General features: G+C 71.4%; 16 protein-coding genes and 1 riboswitch. Of the genes, 9 read left to right on the forward strand and 7 right to left on the reverse strand.

All coding sequences use genetic code 11. The annotated features are described in order from the left end of the window. Positions 1 to 44: 44 nt before the first annotated feature. The 4 genes from AC1DWJ_RS14450 to AC1DWJ_RS14465 all read left to right on the forward strand — a co-directional run bounded on the left by AC1DWJ_RS14450 (position 45) and on the right by AC1DWJ_RS14465 (position 4208). Positions 45 to 2606, forward strand: a complete 2562-nt coding sequence (locus AC1DWJ_RS14450) for an ExeM/NucH family extracellular endonuclease (RefSeq protein WP_477621138.1) — start codon at positions 45 to 47, stop codon at positions 2604 to 2606. Positions 2607 to 2695: 89 nt separating this feature from the next. Beyond that, positions 2696 to 3448, forward strand: a complete 753-nt coding sequence (gene dapB / locus AC1DWJ_RS14455; RefSeq protein WP_457255694.1) for a 4-hydroxy-tetrahydrodipicolinate reductase — start codon at positions 2696 to 2698, stop codon at positions 3446 to 3448. Beyond that, entirely contained in the window at positions 3449 to 3799 is a 351-nt protein-coding gene (locus tag AC1DWJ_RS14460; protein ID WP_457255695.1) for a hypothetical protein, read from the forward strand. Positions 3800 to 3839: 40 nt separating this feature from the next. Next, a complete protein-coding gene (locus tag AC1DWJ_RS14465) occupies positions 3840 to 4208 on the forward strand; it encodes a VOC family protein (protein WP_457255696.1) in 369 nt (122 codons plus the stop codon). A gap of 16 nt (positions 4209 to 4224) precedes the next feature. On the opposite strand, the gene AC1DWJ_RS14470 is transcribed toward AC1DWJ_RS14465, so the two are convergent. The 5 genes from AC1DWJ_RS14470 to AC1DWJ_RS14490 are packed head-to-tail and all read right to left on the reverse strand — an operon-like array spanning position 4225 to position 7249. Then, a complete protein-coding gene (locus AC1DWJ_RS14470) occupies positions 4225 to 4539 on the reverse strand; it encodes an AzlD domain-containing protein (protein ID WP_477621139.1) in 315 nt (104 codons plus the stop codon). Further along, positions 4536 to 5279, reverse strand: a complete 744-nt coding sequence (locus AC1DWJ_RS14475; RefSeq protein WP_477621140.1) for an AzlC family ABC transporter permease — start codon at positions 5277 to 5279, stop codon at positions 4536 to 4538. Before AC1DWJ_RS14475 ends, AC1DWJ_RS14470 begins: the two co-directional genes overlap by 4 nt. After that, positions 5276 to 5896 carry an N-acetyltransferase family protein gene (locus AC1DWJ_RS14480; RefSeq protein WP_477621141.1) on the reverse strand — a complete coding sequence of 207 codons (621 nt, stop codon included), beginning with the start codon at positions 5894 to 5896 and terminating at the stop codon, positions 5276 to 5278. Before AC1DWJ_RS14480 ends, AC1DWJ_RS14475 begins: the two co-directional genes overlap by 4 nt. A gap of 54 nt (positions 5897 to 5950) precedes the next feature. Next, positions 5951 to 6418 carry a dihydrofolate reductase gene (locus tag AC1DWJ_RS14485; RefSeq protein ID WP_457255700.1) on the reverse strand — a complete coding sequence of 156 codons (468 nt, stop codon included), beginning with the start codon at positions 6416 to 6418 and terminating at the stop codon, positions 5951 to 5953. Positions 6419 to 6457: 39 nt separating this feature from the next. Then, the gene (locus AC1DWJ_RS14490) at positions 6458 to 7249 is read right to left on the reverse strand and encodes a thymidylate synthase (RefSeq protein WP_477621142.1); all 792 of its coding nucleotides are present in this window, start codon (positions 7247 to 7249) and stop codon (positions 6458 to 6460) included. Positions 7250 to 7389: 140 nt separating this feature from the next. Between AC1DWJ_RS14490 and dapA the strand changes: the two genes are divergently transcribed. Both dapA and AC1DWJ_RS14500 read left to right on the forward strand, forming a co-directional pair. Then, the gene (gene dapA, locus AC1DWJ_RS14495; protein ID WP_477621143.1) at positions 7390 to 8280 is read left to right on the forward strand and encodes a 4-hydroxy-tetrahydrodipicolinate synthase; all 891 of its coding nucleotides are present in this window, start codon (positions 7390 to 7392) and stop codon (positions 8278 to 8280) included. Further along, positions 8277 to 9962, forward strand: coding sequence for a ribonuclease J (locus AC1DWJ_RS14500; RefSeq protein WP_056923559.1), 1686 nt, complete (start codon positions 8277 to 8279; stop codon positions 9960 to 9962). Before dapA ends, AC1DWJ_RS14500 begins: the two co-directional genes overlap by 4 nt. 136 nt (positions 9963 to 10098) lie before the next feature. On the opposite strand, the gene AC1DWJ_RS14505 is transcribed toward AC1DWJ_RS14500, so the two are convergent. Next, complete coding sequence (locus tag AC1DWJ_RS14505) at positions 10099 to 11502, reverse strand: aminotransferase class V-fold PLP-dependent enzyme (RefSeq protein ID WP_457255703.1); 1404 nt, start codon at positions 11500 to 11502, stop codon at positions 10099 to 10101. Between the two features lie 42 nt (positions 11503 to 11544). Further along, positions 11545 to 11657, reverse strand: a riboswitch (SAM riboswitch). A gap of 381 nt (positions 11658 to 12038) precedes the next feature. Between AC1DWJ_RS14505 and AC1DWJ_RS14510 the strand changes: the two genes are divergently transcribed. The 3 genes from AC1DWJ_RS14510 (at position 12039) to AC1DWJ_RS14520 (ending at position 16813) form a co-directional block, all read left to right on the forward strand. After that, positions 12039 to 14762: an FtsK/SpoIIIE family DNA translocase gene (locus tag AC1DWJ_RS14510; RefSeq protein WP_457255704.1), complete on the forward strand. Its 2724-nt coding sequence runs from the start codon at positions 12039 to 12041 to the stop codon at positions 14760 to 14762. Between the two features lie 69 nt (positions 14763 to 14831). Continuing rightward, entirely contained in the window at positions 14832 to 16103 is a 1272-nt protein-coding gene (locus AC1DWJ_RS14515; protein ID WP_477621144.1) for a multidrug effflux MFS transporter, read from the forward strand. 47 nt (positions 16104 to 16150) lie between these two features. Further along, on the forward strand, positions 16151 to 16813 hold the full coding sequence (locus AC1DWJ_RS14520; RefSeq protein WP_457255706.1) for an ion channel: 663 nt from the start codon (positions 16151 to 16153) through the stop codon (positions 16811 to 16813). Positions 16814 to 16837: 24 nt separating this feature from the next. Here the strand turns inward: AC1DWJ_RS14520 and AC1DWJ_RS14525 are convergent, their stop codons facing one another. Beyond that, positions 16838 to 18028 (reverse strand): dipeptidase, encoded by a 1191-nt coding sequence (locus tag AC1DWJ_RS14525; protein ID WP_477621145.1) that lies wholly within the window; start codon positions 18026 to 18028, stop codon positions 16838 to 16840. Positions 18029 to 18036 lie beyond the last annotated feature (8 nt).

Raw genomic sequence — 18036 nt, forward strand, 5'->3', positions numbered from 1 at the left:
CGTCCTGGGGCTGCCAATCCTGAGTTCGCTGTTGGAGGACTGCTGTGCGCGTACCCCGCAAGCACGTGATGGGAGCGGTGGGCGCGATCGCCCTCACTGCTGGAGTAGTGGGTGTGGCCCCGACGAGTGCGCTGGGCGCACCGTCCACGGGGGCACCCGTGGTGATCAACGAGGTCTACGGCGGGGGTGGCAACTCCGGTGCCGCCTTCAACCGCGACTTCATCGAGCTGGTCAACAAGACCACCGCTGCGGTCGACCTCGCCGGCTGGTCCGTGCAGTACGCCTCGGCAACCGGCACGAGCTGGACGACGAAGACCAACCTGACCGGCACCATCCCGGCCGGTGGGCGGTTCGTCGTCGGAGGCGCAGGCGGCGCCAACGGCGCGTCATTCACCCCGGACCTCGAGGGCGGCATCAACCTCAGCGGCAGCGCCGGCAAGGTCGCGCTCGTCAACACCCAGACCGCCCTGCCCGGCACCACCTGCACCGATGCCTGCTCCGACCTGCCCCAGGTCATCGACTTCGTCGGGTACGGCTCGACGGCGAACGACTGGGCCGGCACGGCCGCCGCACCCGGTACGGCGAACGCCACCTCGGTGTCGCGCAACAGCACCAGCACCAACACGGCGAACAACGCGGCTGACTTCACGGTCGGCACTCCGACACCCGGCGCGGGCACCCCGCCGCCCCCCGGCACCCCGGTCCCCAAGACCATCGCCGAGGTGCAGGGCACCGGTTCGACCTCGCCGCTGGTCGGGGAGAACGTCATCATCAAGGGCGTCGTGACCGCCGCCTACCCGACCGGTGGCTTCCACGGCTTCTACCTGCAGACCCAGGGCACCGGCCCCGAGCCGAGCGCCACCGGTGCCTCGGACGGCGTCTTCGTGTTCCAGTCCGGGTCGTCCACGCCGTTGGACGCCGACGCCGTGCTCGGCAACTACGTCGAGGTCACCGGCAAGGTCAGCGAGTTCAGCGGGCTGACCGAGGTGACCGCTGCGGGGGCGGACATCGTCGACGCGGGCGAGGACTTCAGTCCCGTGCAGGCGCTCACCGTCCCGTGGCCCGCGACCGACGCGGGTCGTGAGTCCCTGGAGGGCATGCTGTTCCAGCCCTCCGGCGACTACACCGTCACCAACACCTTCGGCACCAACCAGTTCGGTGAGGTCGGCCTGGCCGTGGGTGACCACCCGCTGCTCCAGAACACCGAGGTGGCCGCCCCCGGCAGCCCCGAGGCCGCCGCGGTCGTGGCCGACAACGCCAAGCGTGCGGTCACCCTGGACGACGGCGCGTCGAGCAACTTCACGGCGAGCAGCTTCGTCCCCGCGGTGTGTGGCACCCGGCCGATCCCGTGCCTGCTCAACAGTGACCTCACCCCGGCCTACGTGTCCACCACCAAGCCGGTCCGGGTGGGCGAGGCCGCGACCTTCAGCGCCCCCGTCGTCGTCGACTTCCGCTTCAGCCTGTGGCGCTTCCAGCCGACGGCCCAGGTCGTCGGTCCCGACAACGCCACGTCGCCGGCCAGCTTCACGAACACCCGCACCGCGGCACCGGACAACGGTGACATCAACCAGCTCGGCACGGCCGACCTGAAGGTGGCCTCGTTCAACGTCCTCAACTACTTCACCGACCTCGGTGACCAGGACCCCACCTGCCTGGCCTACTACGACCGCGACGACAACGGCGTCACGGTCCGCGACGGCTGCGACCGCCGCGGCGCGTGGGATGCGGGCGACCTGGCTCGCCAGACCGAGAAGGAGGTGTCGGCGATCAGCGCGCTGGACGCCGACGTCGTCGGGCTGATGGAGATCGAGAACTCCGCCAAGTTCGGCCACCCCCGGGACACGGCGCTCGCGGCCCTCGTCGCAGCCCTCAACGCCAAGGCCGGCGCCGGCACCTGGGCGTTCGTCCCGTCCTCGACGGACCTGCCGTCCGCCGACGACCAGGACTTCATCACCAGTGCGATCATCTACCAGCCGGCGAAGGTCATGCGGGTGGACCGCTCGCGCGCCCTGGGTGACCAGAGCGGGCCGACGCAGGCCTTCGGGAACGCCCGTGAGCCGATCGCCCAGACCTTCCGGACGAAGACCGGCAAGGGTGACAAGTTCCTCTTCGTCGTCAACCACTTCAAGTCCAAGGGCTCGGCCGGTCCGTTCCCGGGTGACGAGGACAGCGGCGACGGTCAGGGTGCCTCGGTGACCAGCCGCATCCTGCAGGCCCAGGCCCTGCGCGACTGGGTGCCGGCGGTCGCGGCGGAGTACGGCGCCAAGGGCATCGTCATGGCGGGCGACTACAACTCCTACACGATGGAGGACCCGCTCGACGTGCTCTACAAGGCCGGCTACACCGACGTGGGCAGCACCTTCGACCCGTCGAGCTACTCGTACTCCTTCAGTGGCCTGTCGGGCTCGCTGGACCACATCCTCGTCAACGACTACGCGCTGCGGATGTCGACGGGTGCCGACCACTGGAACATCAACTCCGGTGAGTCGTTGGCGCTGGAGTACAGCCGGTACAACTACCACTCGACCGACTTCCACCAGTCGGGTCCGTACCGCTCGTCCGACCACGACCCCGTGGTCCTGGGCCTCAAGGCCTTCGTGCAGTAAGCAACCCAGATCGACCAGCGGGCCCGGTGCCCCGGTGCCACGGGCACCGGGCCCGCTGTCGTGCGGCCGGCTGTCGTTAGGGTGGTCCCGTGAGCGAGACGATCAAGGTGGCCGTGATCGGTGCGGCCGGGCGCATGGGCGCCGAGGTATGCCGGGCGGTCACCGCCGCGGCCGACCTCGCGCTCGTCGGGACGTACGACCAGGGCGACGACCTCGGCGACCTCAGTGGGGCCGACGTCGTGGTGGAGTTCTCCGTCCCCGCGGCGTCGCCGGGCAACGTGGCGCACTGTGTCGGGCAGGGGGTGCACGTCGTGGTCGGCACCACCGGCTGGGACGACGCGAAGCTGGACTCCCTGCGGGAGCCGCTGGCCGCGCACCCCGAGGTCGGGGTCCTCATCGCGCCCAACTTCGCCATCGGCGCGATCCTCATGATGCGGTTCGCCCAGCAGGCCGCTCGGTTCTACGAGTCGGTCGAGGTCATCGAGCTGCACCACCCCAACAAGGTCGACGCGCCCTCCGGCACGGCGGCCCGCACCGCCCACCTCATCGCTGCGGCCCGCTCGGACGCCGGCCTCGGCGACGTGCCGGACGCCACCACCCAGGACCCCGAGGGCACCAGGGGCGGCCGGGTCGACGGCATTCCCGTGCACTCGGTGCGGCTGCGTGGCCTGGTCGCCCACCAGGAGGTCCTGTTGGGCGGGGAGGGCGAGCTGCTCACGCTGCGCCACGACTCCTTCGACCGCACCTCGTTCATGCCGGGGGTCCTCGAGGGGGTGCGCCACGTCGGCGCCCACCCCGGCCTCACCGTCGGGCTGGAGCACTACCTCGGCCTGGACGACTGAGTGCGCGAGAAGGTCACCGCCCTCGTCCTGCTCGTGGTCCTGGGCTTCTACTCCGCCACGATCGGGTGGCGCGGGGTCGAGCTGGTCCGTGACGGACGGCCGGTCCCCGTGCTCCTCGGGCTGGCCGTCATCCTCATCCCCGTCGTCGCGCTCCTGGCCATGGTGCCGCTCGTGCGGTTGGCCAGGGACGGCTCGGCGATGATGGCGCAGGCCCGCGAGCGTGGGGCCGAGGGAGCCTGGGGCGCCGAGCTCGAGCAGGCCGAGGCGAGCCGGGTCGCGGGCGACCGGGCAGGGGAGCAGCGGCACTACCGAGCCGCAGTACGGGCGTGGCGCGCGAGCCGCGTGGGGTGATCAGGGCGCCAGCCGCGCCGCCCCGGCATACCGTGGTGGCATGCACCGTTCGCGCATCGGAATCGTCCTGGTCGACCACCCCGGCGAGCACCACGACGCGGCCCTGGCCTTCTGGGCCGGGGTCCAGGGGGTGCGGCCCGTCCCTGACGGGCCGTACGCCAGCGTCGGGGAGATCGGGTCGCTGAACCTCGAGGTCCAACGCCTCGACGAGGGGCAGCCCAGGGTCCACCTCGACATCGAGAGTGACGACATCCCGGCCGAGGTGGCGCGCCTCGAGGCGCTCGGCGCCACCGTGGTGGAGCGCCGGGACGGCTACGTGATCATGGCCGACCCGGGCGGCGTCGTGTTCTGCGTCGTGGGCATCCAGACCGGTGACCGGTTCGAGGAGGACGCCCGGGAGTGGCCGTGACCTCGGCGCCCTAAGGTCAGGGCAGCCCCAGCAGGCGCAGCCCGGCGGCCACCGCTGCGGCGAGCACGACGACGATCAGGAACGGCGCGCGCAGCAGCAGGGCCACGATGGCCACGCCCACGGCGGCCGCCCGGGAGTCGAGCACGGTGGAGCCGGTCGAGGTGGTCAGCGTCTGCACCGCCACCAGGGCCGCCAGCAGGGCGATGGGCAGCGCCGACGTGATGCGCGTGGTGCGGTCACCGTCCAGCCACGTCTCCGGCACGAGGTGCCCCAGCAGCTTGAGCACGAACGCCAGCCCGGAGGCGACCAGCACGGCGGTCCAGGTGCTCATGCCGGGTCCTCCCACTGGTGCGGTGCTGCTGGGTCGTGGTGCGTCCGCCGCGACAGGCCGGCCAGCAGGGCGGTGCCCGCCGCCACGAGGACGGGCACACCCGCAGGAGCGTGCGGCGCCACGAGCACCGCGGTCAGGGCGGCCACCGCAGCGATCGCGAACGCATCGGCCGACTTCAGCCGGGGCCAGAGCAGCGCGCAGAAGGCCGCCGCCGCGGCGGCGTCGAGGCCGTAGCGACGCGGGTCGCCCATCGCGTCACCGACGACCGCGCCGACGAAGGTCATGAGGTTCCACAGCAGGTAGATGCCCATCCCGGTCGTCCAGAACCCGACCCGGGCGGCGGTGCGGCCGGGCTGCGCCACGGCCACGGCGGTCGACTCGTCGATGGTCAGCTGGGCGGCGGCTGCGCGGCGCAGCCCCCGGGCCCCCAGCATGCGGGAGACCTGGAGACCGTAGAGGGCGTTGCGCACGCCGAGCAGGGTCGAGGTCGCGATGGCGGCCACTGCCCCTGCGGGTCCGGCCGCCAGCACACCCACGAAGGCGAACTGCGACCCACCGGAGAAGAGCAGCAGTGACAACGCCTGCGTCTGCACGACCGACAGGCCCGCGGCGACCGAGAGGGCGCCGAAGCTGAGGCCGTAGGTGCCGGTTGCCACCGCGACGGACACCGACTGCCGCACGACGCGGCGACGTTCGTCCGGGTCGAGTGCGCCGGTGGACGCGGCCGGGACCGCGCTCACCGAGCCGGAGGCGCCGGGGCGGGTTCTTCCGGGCCGAGCTCTTCCGGGCCGAGCTCTGCGACGAGCCGCACCTCACGGGCGGTGTCGCCGTCGGGGGAGACCACGCGGTCGCGGAAGGCGCCGTCGGGACCGAGTCCGCCGGCCAGGAGGAACCCGCGGGTCGCCTCGTCGGAGGCCAGGACCCACGCGTGCATCCGGGTGGCCCCGGCTCCACGCAGGGTGTCGACGACGGCGTTCAGCAGCCGGGAGCCGTGACCGACCCGACGGGCGTCGGGGTGCACGCCGAGCGCGGACAGCTCGCCGGTCTCGGGTGACGCGTCGGGGTCCTGGCTGGGCCCGATGGAGGCGAACCCGACCACCTGATCACCGGCGCAGGCCGCGAGGAGGCGGTAGACGCCCTGGGGCGGGGACGCCAAGGACTGGCGCCAGACCGAGGCGAAGGCCTGCGGCTCGAAGGTGGCGAGGACCTCCTCGGGCAGCACCGCGGCATACGCCTCCCGCCACACCACCGCCTGGACCAGGCCCACGGCGGGGGCGTCGGTCTCGCGGGCCACGCGCACGCTCGCGTCCGCGAGCGGGCCGGGCGAGTGGGCGTGGTGGTCGTGCTGGTGGGCCATGCCCTGCATCCTGCCATCGACCGCTCAGGGGGCCCGCGCGCGGTCAGGACCCGGTCAGGCGCGTTCGTAGGTGACCCAGCTGAACCCCTCGCGGCCCTCGCGGGCGACCTCCTGCCAGTCCTGCGGGTCGATCTCGGGGAAGCGCACGTCGCCCTCGGGGGACTGGTCGACCTCGGTGATGAGCAGCCGGCGGGCCCAGGGCATCGCCTCGGCATAGACCTGACCGCCCCCGCACACGAAGACCTCGTCGGCCGGACCGGCCAGCGAGAGGGCCTCGCTCAGGGAGTGCGCGGTCTCGACCTCGGAGTGGGTCCAGTCGGCCTGCCGGGTCACGACGATCGTGCGCCGACCGGGGAGCACCCGACCGATCGAGTCGAAGGTCTTGCGCCCCATCACCATCGGGTGGCCCATCGTGGTGCGCTTGAAGAACGCGAAGTCCTCGGGGAGGTGCCACGGCATGTCGTTGTCGGCCCCGATGACGCCGTTGCGGCCGACCGCGGCAATGAGCGTCACGTTGGTCATGGGGCACAGGCTATCGAGCGTCCCGACGGGACGGTCGGGTCAGACCGCGATCGGCGCCTTGATCGAGGGGTGGGCGTCGTAGCCGACCAGCTCGAAGTCGTCGAGGTCGAACTGGTCGATGTCCTTGCCGGGGGTGATCCGCATGGTGGGCAGCGGACGCGGCTCCCGGGTGAGCTGGAGGGTCGCCTGCTCGACGTGGTTGGAGTAGAGGTGGGCGTCGCCGAGGGTGTGCACGAAGTCGCCGGGCTCGAGGTCGCAGACCTGCGCCACCATCATCGTCAGCAGGGCGTAGGACGCGATGTTGAAAGGGACGCCCAGGAAGATGTCGGCCGAGCGCTGGTAGAGCTGGCAGGACAGCCGCCCGTTGGCGACGTAGAACTGGAACATCGTGTGGCACGGGGGGAGCGCCATCGAGTCCACGTCGGCGACGTTCCAGGCGGACACGATGTGGCGGCGGCTGTCCGGGTTGGTCCGGATCGACTCGATGACCTTCGCGATCTGGTCGACGTGCCGACCGTCGGGAGTCGGCCAGGACCGCCACTGGTAGCCGTAGACCGGTCCGAGGTCGCCGTTCTCGTCGGCCCACTCGTCCCAGATCGTGATGCCACGGTCGTGCAGCCACTTCACGTTGGAGTCGCCGCGCAGGAACCAGAGCAGCTCGCCGATGATCGACTTGAGGTGGAGCTTCTTGGTGGTGAGCACCGGGAAGCCCTCGGACAGGTCGAAGCGCATCTGGTAGCCGAACACCGAACGGGTGCCGGTGCCGGTGCGGTCGGACTTGTCCGTGCCGGTCGTCATGACGTGGTCGAGGAGATCGAGGTACTGCTGCACGGAGGCAGCGTAACCCGAGCCATCGGCATACCTCCGGCGCCGCGTCGATGCCGCCAGCTCGGCGTCGCCTTCCCGCCAAATTGCGCTCCGGTCGGTGTCCGCCGCACGGGGCGTGCTCGGCGGGGCGATAGCCTGCAGGCATGAGCACCTCGTCCCCGTTCGGCCGCGTCCTGACCGCCATGGTCAGCCCGATGCAGGCCGACGGAAGCCTCGACCTCGAGGGCGCCCGCCGGCTGGTCGCCCACCTGCTGGACAGCGGCCACGACGGCATCGTGGTCAACGGCACGACCGGCGAGGCCGCCACCCTCAGCGACGACGAGTCGATCGAGATGGTCCGGGTCGTCGCCGAGGCCGCCGACGGACACGCCGCGGTGGTGGCCGGCGTCGGCTCCAACGCGACCGCGCACAGCGTCGAGATGGCCACCCGTGCGGTCGACGCCGGCGCGACCGGGCTGCTGCTCGTGTCGCCCTACTACAACAAGCCGACCCAGCCCGGGCTGGTCGCGCACTGCCACGCGGTGGCCGACGCCACCGACCTGCCGGTGATGCTCTACGACATCCCGGGCCGCACCGGCATCCCGTTCGACACCGCCACCCTCCTCGAGCTCGCCGCACACGACCGGATCGTGGCCGTCAAGGACGCCAAGGGTGACCCGTGGGCCACCACCCACGTGCTGGCCGAGACCGACCTGCTCTACTTCTCCGGCGACGACGCGACCACCCTGCCCTGGCTCGCGCTGGGTGCCGTGGGCACGGTCAGCGTCGTCGGCCACGTGGCCGGCAAGGACTATGCCGCGATGGTCGCAGCCGTCGACCGCGGCGACCTCGCCGCCGCCCGCGACATCCACCGACGGCTCGTCCCTGCCGTCGACGCCATCATGAGCACCTCCCAGGGTGCGATCATGGCCAAGGCCGCGCTCGTCGAGCTCGGCGTCATCGACCACGCGACGGTGCGGTTGCCGCTCGTCGAGTCACCACCGGAGCACCTGGACATCCTGCGCGCCGGTCTCAAGGAGTCTGGCCTGCTGTGAGTCATCCCCACCCCGAGCTCAACCTGCCCCGGCCGCTGCCCAAGAACGGCGTGCGCATCATCGCGCTCGGTGGCCTCGGCGAGGTCGGCCGCAACATGGCGGTCATCGAGCACGACGGACAGCTGCTCGTCATCGACTGCGGGGTGCTGTTCCCCGAGGACCACCACCCGGGCGTCGACCTGATCCTGCCCGACTTCGAGTACCTCGAGGACCGCCTGGACGACATCCAGGCGATCGTGCTGACCCACGGCCACGAGGACCACATCGGTGCCGTGCCCTACCTGCTCAAGCTGAAGCGCGACATCCCCGTCGTCGGGTCGATGCTGACGCTGGCCCTCATCGAGGCCAAGCTCAAGGAGCACCGGATCACCCCCTACACCCTCGGGGTCAAGGAGGGGATGCGCGAGAAGCTCGGCGTCTTCGACTGCGAGTTCGTGGCGGTCAACCACTCGATCCCCGACGCGCTCGCGGTGTTCGTGCGGACGCCCGGCGGCACGATCCTGCACACCGGTGACTTCAAGATGGACCAGCTGCCGCTGGACAACCGCCTCACCGACCTGCGCGCCTTCGCCCGGCTGGGGGAGGAGGGCGTCGACCTCTTCATGACCGACTCGACCAACGCCGAGGTCCCGGGGTTCACGACGCCGGAGAAGGACATCGCGCCGGCCATCGACAAGGTCTTCCGCGACGCCGAGCGCCGGATCATCGTGGCGTGCTTCTCCTCGCACGTGCACCGGGTCCAGCAGGTGCTCAACGCCGCGGAGCAGGCCGGCCGCAAGGTCGCCATGGTGGGTCGCTCGATGGTCCGCAACATGGGGATCGCGGCCGAGCTGGGCTACCTCCACGTGCCCGACGGCGTGCTCGTCGACGTCAAGAAGCTCGATAACTTCCCCGACGACCAGGTGGTCCTCATCTGCACCGGCTCGCAGGGTGAGCCGATGGCAGCCCTGTCCCGGATGGCCAACCGCGACCACCGCATCGACGTCGGCGAGGGCGACACGGTGCTGATGGCCTCGTCCCTCATCCCCGGCAACGAGAACGCCGTCTACCGCATCATCAACGGCCTCATGCGGCTCGGCGTCAACGTCGTGCACAAGGGCAACGCCAAGGTGCACGTCTCGGGTCACGCCAGCGCCGGCGAGCTCCTCTACTGCTACAACATCGTCAAGCCCCGCAACGTCATGCCGGTGCACGGCGAGTGGCGCCACCTCGTGGCCAACGCCGAGCTCGCCGTCCAGACCGGTGTGCCGCGTGAGCAGGTCGTGCTGGCCGAGGACGGCGTGGTCGTCGACCTGGTCGACGGCGTCGCCCGCATCGTCGGTGCCGTGCCGTGCGGCTACGTCTACGTGGACGGGTCGTCGGTCGGCGAGTTCGACGAGGCGCTGCTCAAGGACCGCCGCATCCTGCGTGACGAGGGCTTCATCTCGGTCATCGTCGTGATCGACGCCGCGACCGGCAAGATCGCGGCGGGCCCCGAGATCCAGGCCCGCGGGTTCGCCGAGGACGACGAGATCTTCAGCCAGGTGCGCCCCAAGATCGAGCAGGCGCTGGCGGAGGCCACCGGAAACGGGGTCACCGACTCCCACCAGCTCGAGCAGGTCATGCGCCGGGCCATCGGCGGCTGGGTGGGCGGCAAGATCCGTCGCCGCCCGATGATCATCCCGGTCGTCATCCAGGCCTGACCTGTGCTGGGTCCGCCCGACAAGGTTGCGCTCCACCCGAGAACCGTTCCCGGGTGAAGCGCCCCTTTATCGGGTAACCCGATAAAGGGGTGGCGGGTGGGGTGCGAGCTGTCGGCCGGGGTATGCCGCGGGTCGGCTACCAGGGGCGGGCGACGTCCAGGGCGCGCGGGTCGTTGACCGGCGCCCAGCCCTGCGGACCCTCGACGTACTCGGCCCGCGGGCCGTGCTCGGCGAGCTCGGCCACGGCGGCGAGCAGCCGGTCGACGTGCTCGGCCGTCGTGGCCAGCCCGACACTGGCGCGGACCGCGGTCGTCGACGCCGCGGCATACGGGTCGTCGAGCAGGGCGTCGACGCACAGGTGCGCGCAGAACTTGCCGTCCCGGACGCCGATCCCGTGCTCGGCCGACAGGGCGGCGGAGACGAGCGAGGACTCCACGCCGTCGACGGTGAAGGTCGCGACGGCCACGCGCTCGTGGTCGGGGCTGAAGAGGGAGTAGGTCTCGACGCCGTCGATGGCGGCCAGGCCGTCGAGCAGCCGGCGCCCGAGGGCCGCCTCGTGGGCCTCGATCGCCTCGGCGTGGGAGCGCAGGCTGTGGCAGGCCGCGGCGAGGGCGACGGCGCCGATGACGTTCGGGCTGCCGGCCTCGTGGCGGGCCGCGCCGTCCTGCCACACGACCCCGCGGGTGGTGACTGCCTTGGTGGCCCCGCCCCCGGCGAGGTACGGCGCGGCCGCGTCGAGCCAGTCGACCCGTCCGGCCAGCACCCCGGCGCCGAACGGCGCGTAGAGCTTGTGACCCGACAGCACCACGTAGTCGACCCCGAGGTCGTCGAGGTCGACCGGGCGGTGCGGTGCGTACTGCGCTGCGTCGAGGACGACGCGGGCACCGCCCCGACGCGCGATCGCCGCGAGCTCGCGGATCGGCCAGATCTCGCCGGTGACGTTGGAGGCGCCGGCGAGCACGACCAGCTTGTGGCGGCCCGGGTGCTCACGCAGCGCCGTCCGCAGCAGCACCGCGGCGTCACCGACGCTGCCGGGCACCGGGAGGCGGTGGGTCCGACGGGGTGACCACGGCAGGAGGGCCGCGTGGTGCTCGGTCTCGAAGACGAACACCTGGGTGTCGCGGGGGAGGCAACGGGCCAGCAGGTTGAAGGAGTCGGTGCTGTTGCGGGTGAAGACGACCTCGTCGCCCTCGCGCGCCCCGACGAACGCGCGCACCTCGGCCCGGGCCTGCTCGTACCAGGAGGAGGTCACGCGGGAGGCCCAGCCGTTGCCGCGGTGCACCGAGGAGTACGTGCGCAGCGCGCTGTCGACGGCGGCCTTGACGCTCACCAGGGCCGGGGTCGAGGCGGCGTGGTCGAAGTTGGCGTAGTCGACCGTGCCCTCGAGGGTCGGCACGGGCAGCGACTCGGAGACCACGGCAGGAAGCGGTCCGACCTCGCCCCAGGTGTGCGCGTCCGGGACGGGGCGCAGGTGGGTGCGGGCGTGGGCGAGGGGCGCGCTCCGGCGGAAGGCGGGTGGGGGGGTGCTCGCGATCGACATGGGGAGTGCTCCTGGTCCGGGTGGGACCCGAACGTGCTCCCGGGTCCGCGCTTGCCGGCTGCGGGTGCAGACGGCCCGGTCGTCACCCGGAGCACCCCACCGCGGAGGAGGGTTGCTGGTCAGCAAGCCGGGGCTTCGCGCTGACACTCATGACCTGGTGTCGAGAGTAGGGCGTCGAGCACGGGGCGATCCAGCCCGTGGGCGGAGCTTCCCGTCATCTGAGACGTGGACCGCGAGGACTCGAGGGGTCTGCGACGTGGCCTGGCGGGGGGTCGGCAGAGCCGGGTCCCGCGACCGGTTCCCCCTCGATGCGCGCCTGCGCCGACGACCACTGCTGGTCGTCGGCGCAGGCCCCGCCAGACGCAAGGCCGAGCGTGTCACCTGGGGTCGCCTCTTGGTAAGGGGAAAGGGGCTCGGGCGACCCAATCGCGACCAGATGTCGACCGTTCGGATGAGGGACGGTGGGGGCAGATTGCCCCCCGGTGATACGCGTGTGACGCGTGTTTCCGGTGTGACCTTCGCGTAGCCTGCGGAGCATGGCGACACGTCCGTCCACCTCAGCACGATCAGCAGCAGGGTCGCGCTCGTCCGGGAGCCGGGGCACCGCAACACGCCCCGCCAACCGCAAGAGCAGCACACCCCGCAAGACCTCCGCCCGTGGCAAGACCAAGGGGGGAGGGCTGCCGCTGCCCCTTCGCGCGGTCCGGGGCACCTGGATGGGCATGGCGCACGTGGCCGGTGGCGCCGTGCGCCGGGTCGGCACCAGCGCCCGTGAGCTCGAGCCCGAGCACCGCCGTGACGGGCTCGGCTTCTTCCTCATCGGACTGTCGATCCTCGTGGCCGCCCGTGAGTGGTGGGCCTTCGACGGCGCCCTCGGTGACATCGTGCACGCCGTCGTCGCAGGCACCTTCGGAGTCGTGGCGTATGCCGTGCCACTCGCCCTGCTCTTCCTGGGCATCCGCTTCCTGCGCGCGCCGCAGGAGGACTCGGCCAACTCCCGCATCGGGGTGGGCCTGGGTGCCCTCGCGTTCGCGGCCTCCGGGTTGGCCCACGTCGCCGCGGGCATCCCGACCCCACCCCAGGGCGCCGAGGGCATGCGGGACGGTGGCGGGATCATCGGGTTCCTGGCCTCGAGCCCGCTCGAGGCCGCGGTGTCGGTCTACGGCACCGTGCCGATCCTGCTGATGCTGGGCTTCTTCGGCCTGCTGGTGATGACCGCGACCCCGGTGCACATGATCCCCACGCGCCTCTCCGACCTGCGCGACCACCTGCTCCACCGTGGCCACCCCGACGACGGCGCCGCGGCGCCCCTGGAGGTCGCCGAGGAGAAGCCGAAGCGTCGTCGCCGGGTCATCGACCCGGAGGGTCCGCTCGAGGGTGACGAGGCGTTCGAGCAGGCCGCCCTGGTGGCCCCCGACGGACGCCGGTTCCGTCCCGGCGAGAAGCGCCCCACCACTCCGGGAGTCCTTGCCCCGGAGTCGAGCACTGCAGCGAAGAGCCCCGTGATCGAGGTCAAGGCCGCCCTCGAGGCGCCGCCCACGACGCCGCTCCCGCAGCGTGTCGAGCAGCTCGCCCTCGCCGGCGACATCACCTACACGTTGCCCGACAACGCGATCCTCGAGCCCGGCTCGCCCCACAAGACCCGCAGCGCCGCCAACGACCGCGTCGTCGAGTCGCTCACCCAGGTCCTCGAGCAGTTCGACATCGACGCCCAGGTCACGGGCTTCAGCCGCGGCCCGACGGTCACCCGCTACGAGGTCGAGCTCGGCCGCGGCACGAAGGTGGAGCGCGTCACCGCGCTGTCCAAGAACATCGCGTATGCCGTCGCGTCGGCAGACGTGCGCATCCTCTCGCCGATCCCGGGCAAGTCCGCGATCGGCATCGAGATCCCCAACGCCGACCGCGAGAAGGTGAGCCTCGGCGACGTCCTGCGCAGCCAGGCCGCGCGCGGCAACGAGCACCCGATGGTCATGGGGGTGGGCAAGGACGTCGAGGGTGGCTACGTCATCGCCAACCTCGCCAAGATGCCCCACCTGCTGGTCGCGGGCGCCACCGGCGCCGGCAAGTCGAGCTTCGTGAACTCGATGATCACCTCGATCCTCATGCGGGCGACGCCCGACGAGGTGCGCATGGTCCTGGTGGACCCCAAGCGCGTCGAGCTCACGGCCTACGAGGGGATCCCGCACCTCATCACCCCGATCATTACGAACCCCAAGAAGGCGGCCGAGGCGCTGGCCTGGGTGGTCCGTGAGATGGACACCCGCTACGACGACCTCGCGCAGTTCGGGTTCAAGCACATCGACGACTTCAACAAGGCGGTCAAAGCCGGCAAGGTCAAGCCGCTGCCCGGGTCGGAGCGGACCATCCACCCTTACCCCTACCTGCTGGTCATCGTCGACGAGCTCGCCGACCTCATGATGGTCGCGCCGCGTGACGTGGAGGAGTCGATCGTCCGCATCACGCAGCTCGCGCGCGCCGCCGGCATCCACCTGGTGCTGGCCACGCAGCGACCCTCGGTCGACGTCGTCACCGGCCTGATCAAGGCCAACGTGCCGTCGCGGATGGCGTTCGCGACCTCCTCGCTCGCCGACAGCCGGGTCGTGCTCGACCAGCCCGGAGCCGAGAAGCTGATCGGCCAGGGTGACGCGCTCTTCCTGCCGATGGGTGCCTCCAAGACGATGCGCGTGCAGGGCGCCTGGGTCACCGAGTCGGAGATCCAGCAGGTGGTCAAGCACGTGACCGGCCAGCTCAAGCCCGACTACCGCGACGACGTCACCGTGGTCGCGGCCAAGAAGCAGGTGGACGACGACATCGGTGACGACCTCGAGCTGCTGCTGCAGGCCACCGAGCTGGTCGTGACGACGCAGTTCGGCTCGACGTCGATGCTCCAGCGCAAGCTGCGGGTCGGCTTCGCCAAGGCAGGACGGCTGATGGACCTGCTCGAGTCGCGGGGCGTGGTGGGTCCCTCCGAGGGCTCCAAGGCCCGCGACGTGCTGGTCAAGCTCGACGACCTGCCGATGACGCTCGCGCTGATGCGCGGCGACGTCGTGGCCGATCCGGAGCCGGTGTTCGACGTCGATGCGCTCTCGGGGTCGCCGTCCGGCACCCACGAGTCCGTCGAGCGCACCGACGAGGTCCGCACGGGGTATGCCGCCGAGCCGGACCCGCGCTACGCGAACGACCCGGTGGCCCGGGCCCACGACGGGCTCGACGAGGTCGAGGAGTCGACCGACGCGTGGGAGCTGACCGGCCGCGACTGAGCAACACCAGTTGGTGAGAAATGGGGCACGGGATGGAATGGATCCCGTGCCCCATGTCGTTGCGCAAGGGTGACTGCCGCCCCCGAGACGACCACTGCCCGCACTGCCCCCACGTCCGCCACTGCTGCGCCCGCCGCGCCGGTGGCGCCGACGGGGCGTTCCTACGTGCGGTTCGTCCTCGTCCTCGGTGCACTGATCGCCATCGGGCCACTGACGATCGACACCTACCTGCCCGCCCTGCCGTCCATCACGCGTGACCTCGCCGCGTCGGAGTCGGCCGTCCAGGGCACCCTCACGGGCATCCTGCTCGGCATGGGCCTGGGTCAGCTGCTCGTGGGTCCGCTGGCCGACGCCGTGGGCCGCCGGCGCCCGTTGATCGCCGGACTGGCGCTGCACATCGCGGCGTCGGTGTTCTGTGCGTTCGCCCCCTCCATCGAGCTGCTGACCGTCGGTCGCGCGATCCAGGGGCTCGGCAACGCGGCTGTCGCGGTCGTCTCCATGGCCATGGTCCGTGACCTCTTCGCCGGTTCCGCCGCCGCGACGATGCTCTCGCGCCTCATGCTCGTCATGGGTCTGGCCCCGGTGCTCGCGCCGACACTCGGTGGCTTCATCCTGCAGCTGACGTCGTGGCGCGGGGTGTTCGTCATCCTCGCCGTCGCCGGCGTGCTGATGGTGACGCTCGCGAGCCTCGCGCTCCGGGAGACCCTCCCCGTCGAGCGGCGTCGCCCGCTCGCGTTGCGTCCGGTCCTCGCCACCTACGCCAGCCTGTTGCGCGACCGGACCTTCGTCGGGCTCGTCCTGATCAGCGGCCTGATGTTCGCCACCCTGTTCTCCTACATCGGCGGATCGTCGTTCGTGCTGCAGGACATCTACGGCCTGAGCGTCGCCCAGTTCGGGCTCGCCTTCGGGGTCAACTCCCTCGGCTTCCTCACCGGCTCGCAGCTCAACCCGTTCCTGCTCAAGAAGTTCGCGTCGCGCCAGCTGGTCCGGGCCGGGGTGTCGATCGGCGCCACGGCTGCCCTCCTCCTGCTCGCGTCCGCCGCGACCGGCTTCGGGGGCCTCACCCTGATCCTCGTGCCGCTGTGGTTCCTGCTCTTCGCGTGCGGCCTGACCCTGCCCAACACCCCGGCACTTGCCTTGACCCGGCACGGTGAGGCGGCCGGGACTGCGGCGGCCCTGCTCGGTGCGTCGCAGTTCGTCATCGGTGGAGCGGCCGCTCCGCTGATCGGTGTCATGGGTTCCGGCTCGGCCGTCCCGATGGCCCTGGTCATGGCGACCACCGCGACCCTCGCGGCCGTGGTCGCGGCCCGCACGCTCCGGGTCCAGGTCGTCACCGCCTGACCCTGCGCCGCGCCGCCACGGTGACGGCCACCTCTAGGGTGGTCGCCATGCGCGAATGGTTCGACGCCGTCAAGGGCCACCCGAGCGGTGTGCTGCTCGCAGCCCAGCTGCTCGAGGTGCTGGCCTACCCCTTCGCGGGTGACACCCCGCTGGGGCGCACCCTCATCGGGGTGTTCGGCGTCCTCGTGCTGTCGATCGCCGTGTATGCCGTGCGCGCGACGCCAGCCCTGACCTGGGTGGCGGTCGTGCTCGGGATCCCGGTCGTCGCCCTCACCATCGCCGAGGGGTTCGCACCCACGAACCAGCAGGTCGTCTTCTGGTCCGCCGTGCTGCACGCCGCGTTCTACGGCTACACGGGCTACGGGCTGATCCGCTACCTCTTCGACGACTCGTGGGTCACCCGCGACGAGGTCTTCGCCGTGGGCGCCAACTTCACGGTGGTCTCGTGGATGTTCGCGCACCTCTTCATGGCGGTGCAGGTGGTCGTCCCGGGGTCGTTCACCGCCTACCAGGGAGAGGGCCACCGCACCTTCCTCGAGCTGCTCTACCTGTCGTTCGCCAACCTCACCAGCGTCGGGCTGTCCGACGTCACCGCCGTGCTGCCGTTGGCCAGGTCGGTCGTGATCATCGAACAGGTGGCGGGCGTCATGTACGTCGCGCTGATCATCGCGCGCGTCGTCGGTCTCACCATCACGCGCTGGCGCAACTGAGTCCGTCGAGGAGGCCGGAGCCAGCTAGGAGTCGAGCTCACCGATCGTGGCGAGGCTCGGACCACGCTGCTCCTGCAGCGCCCTCGCGCCTGCCTCGGCGTCCCGCAGGACGCGCACGATGTTGCCGCTGGTGAGCTTGCCCAGGTCGTCGTCGGACCAGCCGCGGTCTGCGAGCGCGGCGAGCAGCCGGGGGTAGCCGGTGACGTCCTCCAGCCCCTCGGGCAGGGTGCCCACCCCGTCGTAGTCGCCTCCGAGCCCGACGTGGTCGACGCCGGCCACCTCGCGCACGTGCTCGACGTGCCGGACGACGTCGGCCAAGGTGGCCGTCGGGGTCGGGTGCGCGGCCGCGTAGTCGTCGTAGAACGCGGTGTATGCCGCGTCGGCCGGCGTGATGCCCTGCCCGGCGGCGATGTCGTTCAGCTCGTGCCGCCACGCGGCAGCCTGCGGGCTGACGAAGGTCGGGACGAACGTCACCATGCAGACGCCGTTGTTGTCGCGCAACGACTCCAGCACGTCGTCGGGCGCGTTGCGCGGGCTGTCGCAGACGGCCCGCGCCGAGGAGTGGCTGAAGATGGCCGGCACCTCCGCGACGCGCAAGGCATCCCGCATGGTGTCGGCTGACACGTGGCTGAGGTCGACGAGCATGCCGATCCGGTTCATCTCGCGCACCACCTCGACGCCGAACGCGGACAAGCCGCCATGGACCGGCTCGTCGGTGGCGGAGTCCGCCCAGTCGACGTTGCTGTTGTGGGTGAGCGTCAGGTAGCGGACCCCGAGCACGTGCAGCATCCGCAGGGTCGCGAGCGAGCTGTTGATCGAGTGGCCGCCCTCGGCCCCGAGGAGCGAGGCGATCCGCCCGGACTCCCAGGCCGCCTCGATGTCGTCAGCGGTGCGCGCGAAAGCCAGCTGACCGGCATACCTCGCCACCATCTGGTGGCCCGCATCGATCTGCTCCAGGGTGGCGCTCACCGCGTCGTCCCCGCTCAGCGACGCCGGCACGAAGACCGACCAGAACTGTCCGCCGACCCCGCCCTCCCGCAGCCGGGGGAGGTCGGTGTGGGTCGGGGTGCCGCCGGCCTCGAGGTCGAGCCGGTCGAAGTCGTACCCGACCTGCTCGCGCGCCTCCCACAGGAGGTCGTTGTGCCCGTCCACCACGGGGTGACGGGCGAGGAGGGCGCTGATTCGGGCAGTGGTCGCATCGGCTGTGGCGGTCATGGCGCCAC

The organism is Pedococcus sp. P2_D7 (assembly GCF_056404295.1).